16 protein-coding genes and 3 pseudogenes are annotated in these 17,557 nt (G+C 69.3%); 10 read left to right on the top strand and 9 right to left on the bottom strand.

Annotation, left to right across the window (positions count from 1 at the left end):
- Window positions 1-92: 92 nt before the first annotated feature.
- The 4 genes and pseudogenes from JFB92_RS26845 to JFB92_RS25265 all read left to right on the top strand — a co-directional run.
- Window positions 93-536 (top strand): annotated as a pseudogene (locus JFB92_RS26845) (TIGR04282 family arsenosugar biosynthesis glycosyltransferase); the annotation flags it as partial.
- Between the two features lie 183 nt (window positions 537-719).
- The gene (locus JFB92_RS26840; RefSeq protein ID WP_372451576.1) at window positions 720-1,385 is read left to right on the top strand and encodes a glycosyltransferase family 2 protein; all 666 of its coding nucleotides are present in this window, start codon (window positions 720-722) and stop codon (window positions 1,383-1,385) included.
- Window positions 1,386-1,395: 10 nt separating this feature from the next.
- Entirely contained in the window at window positions 1,396-2,169 is a 774-nt protein-coding gene (locus tag JFB92_RS05265) for an MTAP family purine nucleoside phosphorylase (protein WP_199035589.1), read from the top strand.
- 56 nt (window positions 2,170-2,225) lie between these two features.
- Window positions 2,226-2,798 carry a hypothetical protein gene (locus JFB92_RS25265; protein ID WP_233162365.1) on the top strand — a complete coding sequence of 191 codons (573 nt, stop codon included), beginning with the start codon at window positions 2,226-2,228 and terminating at the stop codon, window positions 2,796-2,798.
- Window positions 2,799-2,839: 41 nt separating this feature from the next.
- Here JFB92_RS25265 and JFB92_RS26835 read toward each other — a convergent pair.
- The 3 genes and pseudogenes from JFB92_RS26835 to JFB92_RS05250 form a co-directional block, all read right to left on the bottom strand.
- Window positions 2,840-3,130: pseudogene (locus JFB92_RS26835) on the bottom strand (HIT family protein); the annotation flags it as partial.
- A gap of 90 nt (window positions 3,131-3,220) precedes the next feature.
- Window positions 3,221-4,363 carry a toll/interleukin-1 receptor domain-containing protein gene (locus JFB92_RS26020; RefSeq protein ID WP_199035585.1) on the bottom strand — a complete coding sequence of 381 codons (1,143 nt, stop codon included), beginning with the start codon at window positions 4,361-4,363 and terminating at the stop codon, window positions 3,221-3,223.
- Between the two features lie 358 nt (window positions 4,364-4,721).
- Entirely contained in the window at window positions 4,722-5,408 is a 687-nt protein-coding gene (locus tag JFB92_RS05250; protein WP_199035577.1) for an HD domain-containing protein, read from the bottom strand.
- A gap of 459 nt (window positions 5,409-5,867) precedes the next feature.
- On the opposite strand from JFB92_RS05250, the gene JFB92_RS05245 reads away from it, so the two are divergent.
- The 6 genes and pseudogenes from JFB92_RS05245 to JFB92_RS05225 all read left to right on the top strand — a co-directional run bounded on the left by JFB92_RS05245 (window position 5,868) and on the right by JFB92_RS05225 (window position 11,034).
- On the top strand, window positions 5,868-6,326 hold the full coding sequence (locus JFB92_RS05245; protein WP_199035575.1) for an NUDIX hydrolase: 459 nt from the start codon (window positions 5,868-5,870) through the stop codon (window positions 6,324-6,326).
- 56 nt (window positions 6,327-6,382) lie between these two features.
- Window positions 6,383-6,769 (top strand): annotated as a pseudogene (locus JFB92_RS26830) (hypothetical protein); the annotation flags it as partial.
- Window positions 6,770-6,820: 51 nt separating this feature from the next.
- Entirely contained in the window at window positions 6,821-7,264 is a 444-nt protein-coding gene (locus JFB92_RS26825; protein ID WP_199035617.1) for a helix-turn-helix transcriptional regulator, read from the top strand.
- Between the two features lie 10 nt (window positions 7,265-7,274).
- A complete protein-coding gene (locus JFB92_RS05235; protein ID WP_199035573.1) occupies window positions 7,275-7,685 on the top strand; it encodes a VOC family protein in 411 nt (136 codons plus the stop codon).
- Between the two features lie 104 nt (window positions 7,686-7,789).
- The gene (locus JFB92_RS05230; RefSeq protein ID WP_233162361.1) at window positions 7,790-10,201 is read left to right on the top strand and encodes an ATP-binding cassette domain-containing protein; all 2,412 of its coding nucleotides are present in this window, start codon (window positions 7,790-7,792) and stop codon (window positions 10,199-10,201) included.
- 176 nt (window positions 10,202-10,377) lie between these two features.
- Entirely contained in the window at window positions 10,378-11,034 is a 657-nt protein-coding gene (locus tag JFB92_RS05225; protein WP_199035569.1) for a hypothetical protein, read from the top strand.
- On the opposite strand, the gene JFB92_RS05220 is transcribed toward JFB92_RS05225, so the two are convergent.
- Genes JFB92_RS05220 through JFB92_RS05195 form a run of 6 tightly spaced genes read right to left on the bottom strand, consistent with a single transcriptional unit; the run spans window position 11,012 to window position 17,555 of the window.
- Entirely contained in the window at window positions 11,012-12,022 is a 1,011-nt protein-coding gene (locus JFB92_RS05220; RefSeq protein ID WP_199035567.1) for a sugar phosphate isomerase/epimerase family protein, read from the bottom strand. The genes JFB92_RS05225 and JFB92_RS05220 overlap by 23 nt on opposite strands.
- Complete coding sequence (locus JFB92_RS05215) at window positions 12,015-12,860, bottom strand: sugar phosphate isomerase/epimerase family protein (protein ID WP_199035565.1); 846 nt, start codon at window positions 12,858-12,860, stop codon at window positions 12,015-12,017. The genes JFB92_RS05220 and JFB92_RS05215 overlap by 8 nt, the downstream gene beginning before the upstream one ends.
- Window positions 12,857-14,059 carry a substrate-binding domain-containing protein gene (locus tag JFB92_RS05210; RefSeq protein WP_199035563.1) on the bottom strand — a complete coding sequence of 401 codons (1,203 nt, stop codon included), beginning with the start codon at window positions 14,057-14,059 and terminating at the stop codon, window positions 12,857-12,859. The genes JFB92_RS05215 and JFB92_RS05210 overlap by 4 nt, the downstream gene beginning before the upstream one ends.
- A gap of 15 nt (window positions 14,060-14,074) precedes the next feature.
- Window positions 14,075-15,091: an ABC transporter permease gene (locus JFB92_RS05205; RefSeq protein ID WP_199035561.1), complete on the bottom strand. Its 1,017-nt coding sequence runs from the start codon at window positions 15,089-15,091 to the stop codon at window positions 14,075-14,077.
- Window positions 15,088-16,095: an ABC transporter permease gene (locus JFB92_RS05200; RefSeq protein ID WP_199035560.1), complete on the bottom strand. Its 1,008-nt coding sequence runs from the start codon at window positions 16,093-16,095 to the stop codon at window positions 15,088-15,090. The genes JFB92_RS05205 and JFB92_RS05200 overlap by 4 nt, the downstream gene beginning before the upstream one ends.
- Complete coding sequence (locus JFB92_RS05195) at window positions 16,092-17,555, bottom strand: sugar ABC transporter ATP-binding protein (protein ID WP_233162387.1); 1,464 nt, start codon at window positions 17,553-17,555, stop codon at window positions 16,092-16,094. The genes JFB92_RS05200 and JFB92_RS05195 overlap by 4 nt, the downstream gene beginning before the upstream one ends.
- Window positions 17,556-17,557: the final 2 nt, after the last annotated feature.

Raw genomic sequence — 17,557 nt, 5'->3', positions numbered from 1 at the left:
GACCGCCTCCGTCACCTCGCCGTGCCGAACTTTCGCGAACCGTAAGGAATTTTCGCCGCCTGCCGGGCCGCGGGCTCCGTAGCATCGGCCAGATGAAGCCGACCTGTCTCCTCGTCATGGCCAAGGCCCCGGTCCCGGGCCGGGTCAAGACCAGGCTCTGCCCGCCGCTGACCGAGGAGGCCGCCGCGCGGGTGGCCGAGGCGGCGCTGGCCGACACCCTGGAGGCGGTGGCCGCCTGCGGAGCCGACCGTCGCCTGCTGGCCCTGGAGGGCGAGCCGGGGCCGTGGCTGCCCTCCGGTTTCGAGGTGATCGCGCAGGAGGGCGAGACGTTCAACGAGCGGCTGGCCTCGGCGTGGTCGCACGCGGGCGGGCCGAGCCTCCAGATCGGGATGGACACTCCACAGGTGACTCCCGAGTTGCTGGACGAGTGCCTGGCGGTCGTCGCCGAGCACGGTGCGGCGCTGGGGATGGCCGAGGACGGCGGCTGGTGGGCGATCGGGTTCGCCGATCCGCACCCGGAGGCGTTCAAGGAGGTGCCGATGAGCCGCGACGACACCGGGGCCCGGCAGCTCGAACGGCTCCGCGAGCTGGGCATGGACGTGGCCGAACTGCCGGTGCTGCGCGACCTGGACGACATCGGCGACGCGCGGGCGATCGCCGAGGCGGCCTCGGGGACGCGCACGGCCGGCGCGGTCCTGGCGCTGGACTCGCTCCCGGCGGTGGACGTGGTGCTGCCGGTCCTCAACGAGCGGGAGGCGATCCCGTGGGTGCTCGGGCGCATGCCCGAGCAGTTCCGGCCGATCGTGGTCGACAACGGCTCCGACGACGGCTCTGCCGAGGTCGCCGCAAGGCTGGGGGCCGAGGTCGTGGTCGAGCCCAGGCGCGGGTTCGGGGCGGCCTGCTTCGCGGGCCTGGTCGCGGCGACCGCGCCGATCGTGGCGTTCATGGACTGCGACGCCTCGCTGGACCCGGCCGATCTGCCGCTCGTCTGCGGCCCGGTGGCCCGGGGCGAGGCCGACCTGGTGCTGGGGGCGCGGCGGGCCGAGGCGGGGGCGCTGCCGGTGCACAGCCGGATGGCGAACCGGTACCTGGCACGGCGGGTGCGGCACCTGGCCGGGGCCGAGGTGACCGACATCGGACCGATGCGGGCGGCCCGGCGGGAGGCGCTGCTGGACCTGGGGATCACCGACCGGCGCTCGGGCTGGCCGCTGGAGATGGTGCTGCGCGCGGGCCTGAGCGGCTGGCGGGTCACCGAGTCGCCGGTGCCCTACCGGGCCAGGGTCGGAAAGTCCAAAGTGACCGGGACGGTCGGCGGCACCCTCCGCGCCGTCCGCGACATGCGCGCCCGGCTCGCCGAGGCCGGCCGGGCCGCGAGACGACGATGAGGAGCAGACTGTGAATCCGAACCTCCCCCGAGCCGATGTGGGCGTCTTCGGCGGCACCGGCTTCTACTCGCTGGCCGAAGCGGTCGAGACCGCGGAGATCGCGACCCCTTGGGGCGCGCCGAGCGCGCCGGTGACGATCGCGACCTTCCCCGGCGAGGTCAGGGCGGCGTTCCTGCCCCGGCACGGACCCGACCACCGCTTCCCGCCGCACCGGATCAACTACCGGGCCAATGTGGAGGTCATGCGCATGCTCGGCGTGCGGGCGCTGGTGTCCCCGTTCGCGGCCGGGTCGCTCCAGCCGGGCATCAGGCCCGGCGAGTTCGTGGTCTGCGACCAGATCGTGGACCGGACCTGGGGCCGGGCCTCGACCTTCTACGACGAGTTCACGGACGGCCCGACGCACGTCCCCTTCGCCGACCCGTACGACCAGGGCCTGCGCGAGGTGCTCCTCGAAGCGGCCGGCGAGGTCGGCGTGAGGGCCCACGACGGCGGCACGGTCGTGGTGATCAACGGCCCCCGCTTCTCCAGCCGCGCCGAATCCCAGTGGCACCGGGACGCCGGCTGGCACGTGGTGAACATGACCCAGTCCCCCGAGGCCCCTCTGGCGATGGAGGCGGGCATCCCCTTCGCGGGCATAGCCCTGGTCACCGACTACGACGCGGGCCTGGAGGGCGACCCCGACATAGAACCGGTGACCCAGAAGGCGGTCTTCAAGGTCTTCGAGGCCAACCTCGACAAGGTCCGTAACCTACTCACCACCGCCCTCCCAAGACTCGCCCCTTGACCGCTCGGTCCGGTCGGTCCGCGCAGAGGGCGAGGACCGCGTGCGATCATCGATTGATGAGCGGTCCACCACACCTCGACGATGACCAGCGAAAGCACCTCGACTTCATCCAGGCGGTGATCGCCAGGATGTCGGGGCTGTCATCGACGACGAAGGGGTGGGGTGTAGCGGTCTCAACGGCGGCCTACGGGGTATCGGCTGCGGGATCGATTCCATTATTCTCGATACTCGGCTTGACCGCGGTCGGCTTCCTCTGCTATCTGGACTGCCGCTATCTTCGAGAGGAACGCCTGTTCCGCTGCCTGTATGAGGACGCACGCCACGGAAGACTCGAAGTGTACTCAATGGATCGAAGCGCCTATCTCGCTTGCTGCACTTGGTCCTCGGTGCTCAAGTCGTGGTCAGTAGTCGGCTTCTACACGCCTTTGGCGATCGCCGGAGGCGGAGCGCTGGCCTGGTCGCTCGTGCGGTTAGCCGAGGGGCAGGCGGTTCTCGGTCCGATTCACCGCATCAGCTTCAGATTTCTTCGAATAGCCGAACCGACCGATCTGAGCCGCTCCTCTGACATCGCCGTCCGCGGGGGCCAAATGCTCGGCAGCCTGTCGCCTTCCCACCTGGGGACCAAGTGAATGTGCAGGTGCATCACAGTCTGCGAGGCGACCGCGCCGTTCGACTGGATGACCGAGAGCCCGTCGGGATCCAGGACGGATCGTATCGCATGCGCCACAGCCAGGCTGGCCTCTGCGAGTGCCCCGGCGAGCCCGCTCTCGAGTTCCCATATGTCGGGGACGTGTTCTCGCGGAATTATCAGGGTGTGGCCGACCGCCGCCGGGTGCCGGGGGAAGAATCCCACGGCGGCATCGGTTCGCAGGACTTCCTCTGTATCGCTCGAGCCGGAGCCGATTCGGCAGAAGTCGCAGTCGACGCGATCGGGGTCGCCCTCCAGATCTGCGGGACGCATCGGATTCCTTCCTGGCACGGACATCGGTCTACTATGCCTGACGGCGCCGACGCCTCCCGACCTCGTGGCGGCGGAATCGCGCGACGCGCGCTAGCGAACTCGACCGCCGCGGATTCCAGTCACCTTCTGTATGACCACTTCGGCGAACTCGCGCGGTGAGACGTGGTCGGAGGAGAGAAATCCGATAGTCGGGTTCAGACCCGGGACCTCCACATCTTCCAGGAAGTAGGGCAGGAGGTATCCCTGCTGTTGATTGTTCATCCGAGCCAGGACCGCCTTCCACTCCCAGTTTCCCGCCCACTTCGACTTCAGGAACGACTTCGACAGGACCGCCACCGCATAGCGACTGCGGCGGAAGTAGATGTCCTGGAGCGTGACCGCAAGGTCCTCTCCGAGCAGAGCATGCCTGAAATCGGTGTCGAAGAAGACCCGGAGCCCGGCTGCCACGAGGTGGTCGCGAATCTCCTGAGCCACCATTCGGTCCGGTCCCCCGAAGGAGATGACTATGTCGAACCGCCTGCGGGTCCGCGCCGACTCCGCCGACCTCAGGAACTCTCTCGCACTGATGTCGGCGGCCGAGAGGTCGCGGGCCAGCAGATAGACATTGAGCAGCCCCAGGGACGAAGCCCACGAACAGGCCGTCCCGGCGGTCCGGGAGGGACCGAGCCAGCCGTTCTCCGCCGAGTCGTATGTTTCTATCAGTCGGTCCGCTATCTGGAGATTGTGGCCGGACCGCACACCGCCCCACGCCCTCGAGCATGCGTACAGCAGCGGGCTCCAGGTCACCGAATGCCAGCGCGGCTGGAGTTCGTTCTGGAGGTACAAGTCTTCGAGTCGCAGGTCGCCCGCGTCGTCGACCAGGCACGACTGCAACCGTGCCTTGCACGCCAGATACTGCGTGTGCTGCGGACCGGTCAGTTCTCCCAGTTCGGAGATACGGTCCAGAGCCGAGACGGCGAGGACCATATTGGTCGGGGCCGTCGACGGCGCGACATCGAGCAGATGCCGGGCCGTCGACCGCAGGGGCTCTGCCACCACCTCGGCGGGCGCGGCGTCAGAGCGCAGCAGGCGGTCGAACAGCAGGACCGGATAGAAAGCGAAGGAGATGTCTTCGACGTCTCCTTCGCGGAGGAGCCAGGCTCCGGTACCGCGATCCTGGAATTCGAGCAGGCGCGACAGCGCTCTGCGATAGCGAGACGACCTGACGAATCTCGAATCGGCCGCTTTCGACACCCCTAGGAGAACCTGCGCGAGAGACCAGCTGGTCGTGCCGTCGTCGGGCTGCTCATCATGTCCTTTCAAGCGCCCGTCGGGGCCGATGAGCGAGTATCCGAGCTTCTGTGTGCGCCGGCGGACTTCATACGGTACACAGGGGATCGATGCCACACCGTTCAGCACTGCCCCGGCCGACGCCGAGGAGTGCTGATCCCGGCCGAATCGTCCGGCCTCGAATCGTCCTTCGCCGAGGAGGCAGCGTTCCAGCACCGACAGGCAGAGTTCTCGGAACGACTCCACCGAGAGTAATCTGGAAGCGGTATCGAAGACCGTCTCCGACATCGCACCTCCTCACTAGCGCGACCAAACGGAACGCTCAGGCGCGAGAATCCCATTCGGCATAGAACTGCTCGAGATACGCCTCCATGAATGCGTGCCGCTGCTCCGCAATTTCTCGAGCCGATTTCGTATTGAGTCGATCTTTCAGCAGGAGCAGCTTTTCATAGAAATGGTTGATGCTCGTCCCTCGATGATCGAGATACTGTTTGGTCGTCGAGTGATGCTGGACCGGTATCAAAGGGTCATGCAGGTCGCGGCCCTTACTGCCGCCGTATGTGAAGCACCGGGCTATACCGATGGCGCCGAGGGCGTCGAGTCGGTCCGCGTCCTGCACGCACTCACCCTCCAATGTCAGCGGCATCGTGACGGTGTCCGCGCCCTTGAATGAGATCCCCGCGACATTCCCGGAGACGAGTCCGGCCATATCCTCGTCCACGCCCTGCTCGAGGAGCCAACGCTTGGCCTCACGGGCACCGGACATGTCATCGCCGGTGAACTTGAAGTCGCTGACGTCGTGCAGTGCCGCGATGAGCTCGACGGTCTCGAGGTCGGCGCCCTCGGCCCTCGCCAATCGCTGCGCCATCCGGAAGACCCGCATCACATGGTGTAGGTCATGCCCGGTGGTGTCGCCTTCCAGTTCTCGGAAAGCATGATCAATTGCCGCTTGCACCAACTCGGTCGAACCATCGATTTCATTCGCATACTTGGCTTTGAAGGTACTCATCTCTATAGCTTATAACGAGATGCTCGATCACTCGGCACAGCCGCAGTTCGAGCGTGTTGGGACTCCCTGATCTGAAGAGTCGCAACACATCACAGTGGCCTTGAATTTCGCCGGGGAAAAGTGATCAAGCAGGGGCGGTTCCGGGCTATCGCGAATGAGGCACTTGGGACACGCGATACAGGAGTTCCAATCGTATTGCCCGTTCGATATGCGCATTTCCGGCTCTGAGCGGAGCCGACTCCCGCCGCACTGTCGCCGATCCGACAGCGACCGACGGACCGGATCCCGTTCGGCCGCAACACCGCGCCTGCCTCCCCGTCGCACAGATCTCCCGTGCCCTTGTGCGGCACCGCGCGAGGCTTCGAATGCCCGTGGCAGGATGAGGCCATGCCGATTAGCCACGCCCATCTGCGTAGCGTTCTCACCTCTTATCGGGAACGATGGCCCGCTGACCGGTCGTTGATCGATGAGCTGCTCATTCACGAGTATCCGCGGTGCCTCACGCGGCAGGCCATGTCCGGCCACTTCACAGCGTCCGCGATCATCCTCGACGGACGGGGACGCCTCCTCCTGGTCCACCACCGGTTTCACAAACGGTGGCTGCAGCCCGGGGGCCACCTCGAAGCGACGGACGAATCCCTCGTGGGAGCCGCGCTCCGGGAGGCCAACGAGGAGACTGGGGTCGATCCGATGGGTCTCGAGATCCTCGACCGGGACCCGATCCTGGTAGACGCCCATTCGATCCCGGAGAACCCGGACAAGGGCGAAGGCCCGCATCGGCATTTCGATGTCCAGTACCTTTTCCGGGCAAGCCGGACGGAACTCGACCCCAGTGCGGATGAGGTGCATGCCGCCGAGTGGCGACCGCGAACCGACCTCGACCGTCCGAGGCTGCTCGAGCGGATCGCCGGCCGATAGGACTGCTGCGGCCATCGGCCTGATCGGACTGATCGGCTTTCATCGGCCCGCTGTCGATGCCGACCGCCGGGCGCATCGTCGACCGGGGCCACGCCAAGGCCGTCATGACCGCCGGCCTGATGCTGTCGATCATCGCCTGGCTGGTGATGATCCCGGCCCACGACGGCCGGATCGCCTGGCTCATCGCCGGGATCGTCCTGATCAACGTCGGGCACACCTCCATGCTCAACGCCTCCCAGAGCACCTGCTACGAACTGCGTCCGGAGGCGCGCAGCCGCCTCAACGCGGTATTCATGACCCTGTTCTTCGCGGGCGGCGCGGCCGGCGGGGCCGCCGTGTCGCCCGTCTGGTCCGACTACGAGTGGATCGGCACCTGCGTGCTCAGCGCCGCCTGGCCTGCCTGGGCCTGCTCGCGGCCCCCTCACTCCGCCGGGACTGAACGGAGGGCTCCGAGGGGCGGACGGTCGTCGGCCGGTTGTGGCATCATCGTGCGTGTGGGCAGCAGATCGGTCGATGACCAGCGGCTTCGGGATCTCGCGTTGCTGCGGCGGGTGCGGGATCGGATGGACCGGGAGTACGCGCGGCCGCTCAACGTCGCTGCGCTGGCGCGCGGAGTCAACATGTCGGCCGGGCACCTCAGCAGGCAGTTCCGGGCCGCCTACGGCGAATCGCCGTACTCCTATCTCATGACGCGCCGCATCGAGCGCGCCATGGCGCTGCTGCGGCGCGGCGGCAAGTCGGTCACCGAGGTCTGCTTCGAGGTCGGATGCTCCTCGCTGGGCACCTTCAGCACCCGCTTCACCGAGCTGGTCGGCATGTCCCCCAGCGCCTACAAGGAGCGGGAGACCGACCCGATGGAGGGCATGCCGCCGTGCGTCGTCAAACGGGTCACCAGACCGATCAGGAATCGAGAAGCGCAGGTCCCCGGCGCTGCCTAGAGTTGCTGCCATGGACATCACGATTCACACCACGTTCCTGCCGCACGACGACCCGGAGGCCTCCCTGGCCTTCTACCGCGACACCCTCGGCTTCGAGGTCCGCAAGCAGGTCGAGTACGGCGGGATGCACTGGAACACCGTCGGCCCCGCCGGTCAGCCCGAGGTCAACCTCGTCCTGCACCCGCCGGGGGCCGAGCCCGGCATCACCGATGAGGAGCGCAAGACCATCGCCGAGATGATGGCCAAGGGCACCTATCAGAGCATCATGCTCGCCACCGGCGACCTCGACGACGTCTTCGAGCGCGTGCAGGCTTCCGGCGCCGAGGTCATGCAGGAGCCGACCGACCAGCCGTGGGGCTCGCGCGACTGCGCCTTCCGCGACCCGGCCGGCAACACGGTCCGAATCCAGGAGCGCGGCTAGCCGAAAACGTCGGACCCGGAGCGGATGCTCGAAACCGAACCAACCAGGCCAGGAAACCCCGGCGGGGCCGCGCGGGCGGCCCCGCCCTACGGATGGAGAGAAGATTGAGCAAGGCCAAGCAGGCGGACAGCGCACCCCACGCCGCCGACAGCCACGACCTGATCAGCGTCCGCGGCGCGCGGGAGAACAACCTCAAGGACGTCAGCGTGGAGCTGCCCAAGCGGCGCTTGACGGTGTTCACCGGCGTCTCTGGTTCGGGCAAGAGCTCGCTGGTGTTCGACACGATCGCCTCGGAGTCGCAGCGGCTGATCAACGAGACCTACCCGGCCTTCCTCCAGGGCTTCATGCCCTCGCTGGGCCGGCCGGAGGTCGACGTGCTCAGCGGCCTGACCACCGCGATCATCGTCGACCAGGAGCGGATGGGCGCCAACCCGCGCTCCACGGTCGGCACGGTCACCGACACCAACGCGATCCTGCGGGTGCTGTTCAGCAGGACCGGGACGCCGCAGGTCGGCCCGCCGACCGCCTTCTCGTTCAACGTCCCGGCGCGCAAGGCCAGCGGGGTCATGACCAACGAGGCCACCGGCGAGAAGACGGTCGTCAAGCAGGCGGTCTACCACGGCGGGATGTGCCCGGAGTGCGAGGGCCGCGGCACGGTCTCCGACATCGACCTCGCCGAGGTCTTCGACGACTCCAAGTCACTCAACGAGGGCGCGATCACGATCCCCGGGTACAAGGCCGACGGCTGGATGGTGCAGACCTACAGCGAGTCCGGCTTCCTCGACCCCGACAAGCCGATCCGCGACTACTCCGAGCAGGAGCTGCACGACTTCCTCTACCGGGAGCCCGGCAAGATCAAGGCCAAGGGCATCAACATCACCTACGAGGGCCTGATCCCCAAGATCCAGAAGTCGATGCTGTCCAAGGACGTCGAATCGCTCCAGCCGCACATCCGCAGGTTCGTCGAGCGGGCCGCGGTCTTCAAGTCCTGCCCTGCGTGCGGCGGAACCCGGCTCAGCGAGTCGGCCCGGTCCTCGAAGATCAGGGGCAAGAACATCGCCGACCTGTGCGCCATGCAGATCACCGACCTGGCCGAGTGGATCCGCGAACTCGACGAGCCGTCGGTGGCGCCGCTGCTGGCCGGGCTCCGGGACAACCTCGACTCGTTCGTGGAGCTCGGGCTCGGCTACCTGAGCCTGGAGCGCCCCTCCGGCACGCTCTCGGGCGGCGAGTCGCAGCGCATCAAGATGCTCCGGCACCTCGGTTCCTCGCTCACCGACGTCACCTACGTGTTCGACGAGCCGACGATCGGCCTCCACCCGCACGACATCCAGCGGATGAACGACCTGCTCATGCAGTTGCGCGACAAGGGCAACACGGTGCTGGTCGTCGAGCACAAGCCGGAGGTGATCGCGATCGCCGACCACGTGGTCGACCTCGGCCCGCGCGCCGGCGCCGACGGCGGCGAGATCGTCTTCGAGGGCGGCGTCGAGGCGCTGCGGGCGGCCGACACCCTCACCGGCCGGCACCTGGACGACCGGGCCACTCTGAAGGAGTCGGTGCGGAAGCACGCCGGGGCCCTCGAGGTGCGCGGGGCCTCCTCCCACAATCTCCAGGGCGTCGACGTCGACATCCCGCTGGGCGTGCTGACCGTGGTCACCGGCGTGGCCGGGTCGGGCAAGAGCTCCCTGATAGAGGGCTCGGTGTCCGGCCGGGAGGGCGTGGTGACGATCGACCAGGGCGCGATCAAGGGCTCGCGGCGCAGCAATCCGGCGACCTACACCGGTCTGCTCGACCCGATCCGCAAGGCGTTCGCCAAGGCCAACGGGGTCAAGCCGGCGCTGTTCAGCGCCAACTCCGAGGGCGCCTGCCCGACCTGCAACGGCAACGGCGTCATCTACACCGAGCTGGGCTTCATGGAGACGGTGGCCACACCGTGCGAGGACTGCGGGGGCAAGCGGTTCGAGGCCTCGGTCCTGGAGTACAAGCTGGACGGCCGCGACATCAGCGAGGTCCTGGCGATGTCGGTGGCCCAGGCCGAGGAATTCTTCGGCGAGCGTGCGAGCCGAAGCAAAGGGCGAGGTTCCTCCGGCGAGGCCCGCACGCCCGCCGCGCACCGGATCCTCGACCGGCTCGCCGACGTCGGGCTGGGCTACCTCAAGCTCGGGCAGCCGCTGACCACCCTGTCCGGCGGGGAGCGGCAGCGGCTCAAGCTGGCAACCCACATGGGCGACAAGGGCGGGGTCTACGTGCTGGACGAGCCGACCACCGGCCTGCACCTGGCCGACGTGGAGCAGTTGCTCGGCCTGCTCGACCGGCTGGTGGACTCCGGCAAGACCGTCATCGTCATCGAGCACCACCAGGCGGTCATGGCGCACGCCGACTGGATCATCGACCTCGGCCCAGGCGCCGGCCACGACGGCGGCCGGATCGTCTTCGAGGGCACCCCCGCCGACCTCGTCGCGGACCGCTCGACCCTCACGGGCGAGCACCTGGCCGACTACGTCAAGTCCTGACGGGGGCGCCTTCTGCTAGGCGCGGGCCGCGACCGGACCACCGCCACCACCTGGGCCGAGACCGCCACGCGGCTGGTCGACGCGATCGTGGCGCTCTCGGCGGCCCCGGTGACCGAGACCGCGTGAGCCTCGACGCGCGGGCATAATCGGGCTCGGCCCCCACGGAAGGAACACCCATGCCCGACGACGACGCGATCACGGTCAGAGACCGCGTTCAGTGGCCCGGCTGGTTCGGGCTGGCGCTGGGTGTCGTGACACTCGTCGTCACTCCGCTCGCCATGATCGACGCCGGGTCCGGCACGGTCTACTACTGGAACGAGGTCACGATGGGCTACGACGACGAGTCGTGGGCCTGGACCAGACCCTTGTACTCGGGCACGGCCGCGCTCGGTCTCTCGCTGGTGCTGGTGGTCTTCTCCTTCCGGCGCTCCAAGGTGCTGCGAGCCGACGCCGAGGGGGTCCGCCTGCACGGCAAGGGCAACGCCCACGTGAAGTGGGAGGAGCTCGACCGGGTCGTGGTGTGGCGCAGGAGGGTCAGGCGGTTCGGTTTCCTCCCCGGGTGGCGGCCGCAGGTGGGGCTGGTGCGGGACACCGAGCGGACCAGGGCCTTCCAGCGGACTGCGGACGCGAAGCGGTGGGGCCCCGAGGACCTTCGCGGCAACGGCGTCCCCGAGTGGCTGCCAGGAGGGATCCAGAAGCACAGCGCCAGGCTGTCGCACCGTCTCGCCCCGGAGGTGGCGGCGGCCGTGTCGCGGTTCGCGCCGCGCCTCCGGGTGGTCGACCAGCGGGCTCCGGGCCGGCCGGTGCCGGTCAGTTCTCCCGGTCGGAGCTGAACGCCGAGTCGAAGGACGCTTCGGGCTTGTCGAAGGCCAGGTTCCTCACGTATTCGACCGCCTCGGCCGCGCCCCGCAGGCGGTCCATGCCCGCGTCCTCCCATTCGACGGAGATCGGGCCGGTGTAGCCGATGGCGTTGAGGACGCGGAAGCAGTCCTCCCAGGGGACGTCGCCGTGGCCGGTGGAGACGAAGTCCCAGCCGCGGCGGGCGTCGCCCCACGGCAGGTGGGAGGAGAGGCGGCCGTTGCGGCCGTCGAAGCGCTGGCGGGTGTCCTTGCAGTCGACGTGGTAGATGCGGTCGCGGAAGTCGTAGAGGAACGCGGCCGGGTCGATGCCCTGCCAGACCATGTGGCTGGGGTCCCAGTTGAGGCCGAACGCGTCCCGGTGGCCGACCGCTTCGAGCGCGCGGTGGGTCGACCAGTAGTCGTAGGCGATCTCGGAGGGGTGGACCTCGTGGGCGAAGCGGACGCCGACCGAGTCGAAGACGTCGAGGACCGGGTTCCAGCGGTCGGCGAAGTCGGTGTAGCCGGCGTCGATGGTGGTCTCCGGGACCGGCGGGAACATGGCCACGTACTTCCAGATGGCCGAGCCGGTGAAGCCGATGACGGTGTCGACGCCGAGGGCGGCCGCGGCGCGGGCGGTGGTCTTCATCTCCTCGGCGGCCCGCCGCCGGACGCCTTCGGGTTCCCCGTCGCCCCAGACGTGGCCGGGAAGGATGTCCTTGTGCCGCTGGTCGATCGGGTCGTCGCAGACGGCCTGGCCGACCAGGTGGTTGGAGATCGCCCACAGGCCCAGCCCGTGCTCTTCGAGCGTCGCGCGGCGCCCGGCGGCGTAGCCGGCGTCCTCGGCGGCGCGGCGGACGTCGAGGTGGTCGCCCCAGCAGGCGAGTTCGAGTCCGTCGTAGCCCCATTCGGAGGCGCGACGGCACAGCTCCTCGAAGGGAATGTCCGCCCACTGGCCGGTGAAGAGGGTGATGGGTCTAGGCATCGGTCAGGCTCCTCAGGAAGTGCAGGCCGTCGACGGCGAGGGCGTCCTGTGTGGGCGCCAGTGGTCGCCAGATCGAGGCGGCGGTGGCGATGGTGGCGTTGTGCGCGGTGAACGATTCGATCACCAGCGGCCCGGTGTACCCGGACCGGTCCAGGGCGCCCAGTATGCCGGTCCAGTCGAGGTGGTCGCGCCCGGGCGTTCCGCGGTCGTTGGCGCAGACCTGGACGTGGCCGATGCGGCCGCTCGCGCGCTCGATCGCGGCCGGGATGTCGGTCTCCTCGATGTTGAGGTGGTAGACGTCCAGGGCCAGCGCGCAGCCGCCGAGGCCGTCGAGCGCCTCCAGGGCCTGGTCGACGGTGTTGAGGACGCTGGTCTCGTAGCGGTTGAGCGGTTCGACGGCGACGGTGACCCCGCGGGCGGCGGCGTACTCCCCCACCGGCGCGAGGTGCTCGCGCAGTTCGGCGTAGGCGGCGGCGCGGTCCTCGATCGGCCAGGTCCGGCCGACCGAGGCGTAGGCGGGGCCGGCGATGACGGTCGAGCCGACCGCGGCGGCGGCGTCGACGACGCCGCGCAGGTAGTCCTGGGTGTCGGCCACGGTCGCGGAGTCGGCCTCGACCAGTTCGCGGCCAGGGCCCATGACCAGGACGACGGTGGCGTCCAGGCCGAGCTCGGCGAGCAGGTCGGCGGCCCGGCCCGGGTTCCAGTCCCCGAGGTTCTCGACGGGGAGCTCGATCGCGTCGAAGCCCCAGTCGCGGATGGTCGGGGCGAGCCGGGCCAGGGCCTCGTCGTCAAGCGGCGAGGCCCAGACCCAGGTGTTGACTCCTAGCTGACGCCTCAACGGTCCCGCCAGGCGTCGGGGAAGCCGGGCAGGTCCTCGCCGCCGAACTTGGCGTAGTGCAGCGAGGGCATGTCGGCGTTGCGGTCGAGGTAGTCGTCCAGTTCGGCCTCGGTGATCGGCTCCTGGGGCAGGACCCACTCGGCGGGGACCTCCTCGCCGGAGAGGATCATGCTCGCGGCCAGGACCGGGGTGCGCCACTGGAAGTTGGAGTAGACCGGGGCGATGGCGGTCATGCCGGTCTCGTCCCACTTGCGCATGAACGACAACTCGTCCTCGCCGGACATGACCGGGTAGGGCTGTCCGGCGTCCTCGAACGCCTCGACGGCGGCCACGGCCCCGTCTCCGGCGTCCATCCAGATGCCGTCGACGTCGCCGCGCTGGAGGTACTGGGTGACGATGTTCTTGATCTCGGCGGCGTCGCCGCCGGTGAACTCGTTGCCGAGGATCTCCAGGTCGGAGTCGGCGAAGACCTCCTGGGCGGCGGCCCAGCGGTGTTCGAGGACGTCGACGCCGGGCAGGATGCGCAGCGCCAGCACCGTCGAGCCGGGTTCGAGCTCGTCGACCAGGAACTCGGCGGCGTCGGCGCCGAAGGCGTAGCCGCCGATCGGGTGGATGAAGGTGACCGCGCAGTCGGTGTTGACGCCGCGGTCGAAGACGACGACCGGGACGCCCGAGGCGCAGGCGGTCTCGACCGCGGGCGTGAGCGTGGCGGTCGTGGACGGGGAGATGATGATCGCGTCGCAGTCGCCGGAGTCGACGAACGCCTGGATGTCGGAGATCTGCTGATCGTCGTCGTCGGCGGCGTCGGAGTGCCGGAACTCGCCGATCCGGCCCTCGTCCTGGAGGACCTCGACCTGCTGCTGCATGGTGATCCAGCCGGTGACGCGCCAGGGGTTGGAGACCGAGGCGTTGGAGAAGCAGACCGTGTGGTCGCCGCCCTCCTGGGCGTACTCGGCAGTGTCGACCCATTCGGGTTCGATGGCCTGGAGCCAGGGCGCGGCGGGGTCCCCTTCGGGCTCGATGCCGCGCTGCTCCAGTTGGCGATCGTATTCGGCCTGGTCGAACCATTCGTCGCCGCTTTCGGCGGTGGACTGGTCGTCTTCCGGTGCCGGTTCGTCCGGTGTCTCGCTGGTGCAGGCGGTCGCGGCGAGCAGGCCGATGGCGGCCGCTGCGGCGAGGGCTTGGCGGGTTCTGTGCATGGTCGGACCTTCTTCTTATGAGGGAGTTGCGGTTAGTGGCCGGGCCTCGCGTTGAGGCTTGCGGGACGTGAGTCGGCGCTGCCTGGCGGCGTAGGCGACGGCGGCGATGATGATGGCGCCCTGGACGCTGGGACGCAGCGAAGCCGGGAGCGCGAGCTGGTTGAACAGGGTGAACAGGGCTTCCAGGGTGAGGGCCCCGCCCATGGCGGCGACGACCGAGCCCTGGCCGCCGCCGAGCACGACGCCGCCGAGGACGACGGCGGTGATGACGGTGAACTCCATGCCCTCGCCGACCTGGGCGCTGACGCCGGCGAAGCCGCCGATGAGGATGCCGGCGACGGTGGCCGAGAGTCCGGAGAGGACGAAGGCGGTGGTGCGGACGGTGTCGACGCGCCCGCCGGAACGGGCGGTGGCGAGTTCGTTGTCGCCGGTGGCGATGAGGACTCGTCCGAAGCGGGTGCGCATGAGCTGGACGGCTCCGGCGCCGAGGGCGAGCATGATCAGCAGCGCCCACGGGATCTGGCCGAGCAGGGGGACGTTCTCGATGCCCATGCGGCCGGCCTCGCGGAAGGACTCCGAGAGGCTGCCGGTGGGCGCGCCGCCGGTCCACAGTCGGATCGCTCCGTACAGGACCAGCAGCATGCCGAGGGTGGTGATGAAGGACTGGACCTTCAGGGCGGTGGTGATCAGGCCGTTGGCCAGGCCGACGGCCGCGCCGAACAGGAGCATGAGCCCGATGACGGGGAGGGTGCGGGACTCCTCGCCGTCGATCAGGCGCGCGGCGATGACGACCTGGGCGCCGACCAGGGCCCCGACCGAGAGGTCGAAGTTGCCCGAGACGATCACGAAGTACTGGCCGGCCGCGAGGATCACCAGGGGCGCGGCCTGCTTGAGGAAGGCCATCAGGGAGGGGGCCTCGAAGAATCCCGGGTTGACCGCGGCCACGACCGCGAAGATCGCGATCAGGAGCGCGAAGACGGTGCCGGTGCCGCCTCCGGCGAGCGCGGCGGCGGCGCTGCGCAGTCGGCTCATGCGGGCCTCCCGGGGGTCGGTGCGGCGTCGGCCGCGGTGAAGCGGGGCCGGCGGGCGCTGCGGTCGATCTGGCGGCGGGCGTAGATGGCGACGGCGGCGATGATGATCGCGCCGCGCAGGACGTCCTTGGCGAACGGGTCGACTTGGAGGACGTTGAACACGGTGTCGAGGACGGCCAGGATGGCGACTCCGGCGACGGTCCCGGCGACGCCGCCCCGCCCGCCGAGCAGGAGGGTGCCGCCGAGGACGACCGCGGCGATGGCGTCCAGTTCGTACAGGTTGGTGTAGACCTCGGCCGAGCCGGTGCCGAAGCGGGAGGCCAGGAGGAGCCCGGCGAGCCCGGCGCACATGCCGCACAGGATGTGGGCGGTCATGAGGGTGCGGTCGGTCCGGATGCCGGACATGCGGGCGACGTCGATGTTGCCGCCGACGGCGTACATGTGGTGGCCGGTGCGGGTCGAGCGCAGGAACCAGATCCCGGCGGCGGCGACGGCGAGCATGACGAGGGTGGAGACGGGGATGTGGGCGATGCCGTCGTAGCCGAAGCGCTGGAAGTCGCGCGGGACGTCTCCGGCGGGGCCGCGGTACTGGGTGTCGAGGTAGCCCTTGATGATCAGGCCGACCCCGAGGGTCGTGATGAACGGGTTGACTCCCAGGTAGGCGACAATGGCGCCGTTGGCGGCGCCGACGAGCCCGGAAACGAGGAGGACCGCGGCGATGCCGAGGGGGATGTTCGCGACCTGTCCGTCCATGGTGGTGGCCGCGACGAGGCTGGACAGGGCGGCGGTGTAGCCGACCGACAGGTCCAGGGAGCGGCACAGGATCACCAGGGTCATGCCGATGGCGAGGAAGCCGGTGAGGCTGGTGCGGGTGAACATGTCGCCGAGGTTGGCCGGGCTGAACAGGTTGCCGCCGTCGGCGGCGACGGCGATGCCCCCGACGGCGACGACGCCGAGCAGGGCGAGGTAGATCAGGGCGGTGGTGTCGAGGCGGCGGACGCTCATCGGGGGCTCCGTCCGGTCGCGTAGGCCATGACCTGCTTCTCGGTGGCGCCGGCGGGGAGTTCTCCGGCGATGCGGCCGTCGTGGAGGACCGCGATGCGGTCGGCCAGGCCGATGACCTCGATCAGTTCGGAGGCGATGAGCAGGACGGCCAGTCCTTCGGCGGCGAGGGCGCGGATGGCGGTGTAGAGCCGGTGCTTGGCGCCGACGTCGATGCCGCGGGTGGGTTCGTCGAGGACGATCACGCCCGGTTCGGTGGCGAGCCATTTGGCGACGACGACCTTCTGCTGGTTGCCGCCGGAGAGGTATCTGACCTCCTGGTCGGGTCCGCGCGCGACCAGGTCGAGGCTGGAGAGGATGCTGGGGATCCTCTCGACGCGGGCCCGGGAGTGGGCGCGGCGGTTGGCGTCCAGGACCATGCGGGCGTTGGCGCGCACCGATTGGCGCAGGGCCAGGCCGTGGGCCTTGCGGTCCTCGGTGACCATGGCGATCCCGGCGGCGATGGCCTTGCGGGGTCCGGTGAGCTTGACCGGTCGGCCGTCGACGGCGACCGTCCCGCGGGTGAAGGGCGCGATGCCGAAGACCGCTTCGGCGATCTCGGTGCGGCCCGAGCCCTGGAGTCCGGCCAGGCCGACGATCTCTCCGGCGCGGACGGTGAGGTCGATGCCGTCGAGCCAGGCGTTGCCGCCGCCGCTGATCTCCAGGCGGACGTCGCCGTGGTCGGTGTCGGGTAGCGGTTCGGGGAAGGCGGCCTCGATGCGGCGTCCGACCATGAGGGTGACCAGGTCGTCGGGGGTGATGTCGGCGGCGGCGACGCTGTCGACCAGTTCGCCGTCCTTGAGGACGGTGATGCGGTCGCACAGGTCGAAGATCTCGCGGAGGCGGTGGGAGACGTAGAGGACGGCCACGCCGCGTTCGCGGAGGCGCTCGACGAGCCGGTAGAGCAGTTCGACTTCGGCGTCGGCGAGCGCGGCGGTCGGCTCGTCCATGCACACCAGGTCGGCGCCCTGGCTCATGGCCTTGGCGATCTCGGCGATCTGCTGGTGCGCCACGGACAGGGATCCGACCTTGGCGCCGGGGGCGAGGTCGTCGACGCCGAGGTCGGACAGGAGGTCCGCGGTGCGCTTCGTCATGGCGCGGCGGTCGATCATGCCGCGGCGTCTGGGTTCGCGGCCCAGGAAGATGTTCTCGGCGACGCTGAGGTCGGGCAGGAGGTTGAACTCCTGGAAGACGGTGGCGACTCCGGCGTGCTGGGCCTGGAGGGGGTGGGTGAAGGAGACGGCGCGGCCGCCCAGGGTGATGGTGCCGGCGTCGGCAGTGTGTACGCCGGCGAGGATCTTCATCAGCGTGGACTTGCCGGCGCCGTTCTCCCCCACCAGGGCGTGGACCTCGCCGGGGCGCACGTCGAGGTCGACCGAGCGCAGGACCCGGACGCCGAGGAACGATTTGTCGATGCCGCGCATGG

This window comes from Glycomyces salinus, assembly GCF_016428645.1.
Taxonomy (GTDB): Bacteria; Actinomycetota; Actinomycetes; order Mycobacteriales; family Micromonosporaceae; genus Glycomyces; species Glycomyces salinus.
This window is presented reverse-complemented; position numbering and strand designations above follow the sequence as displayed.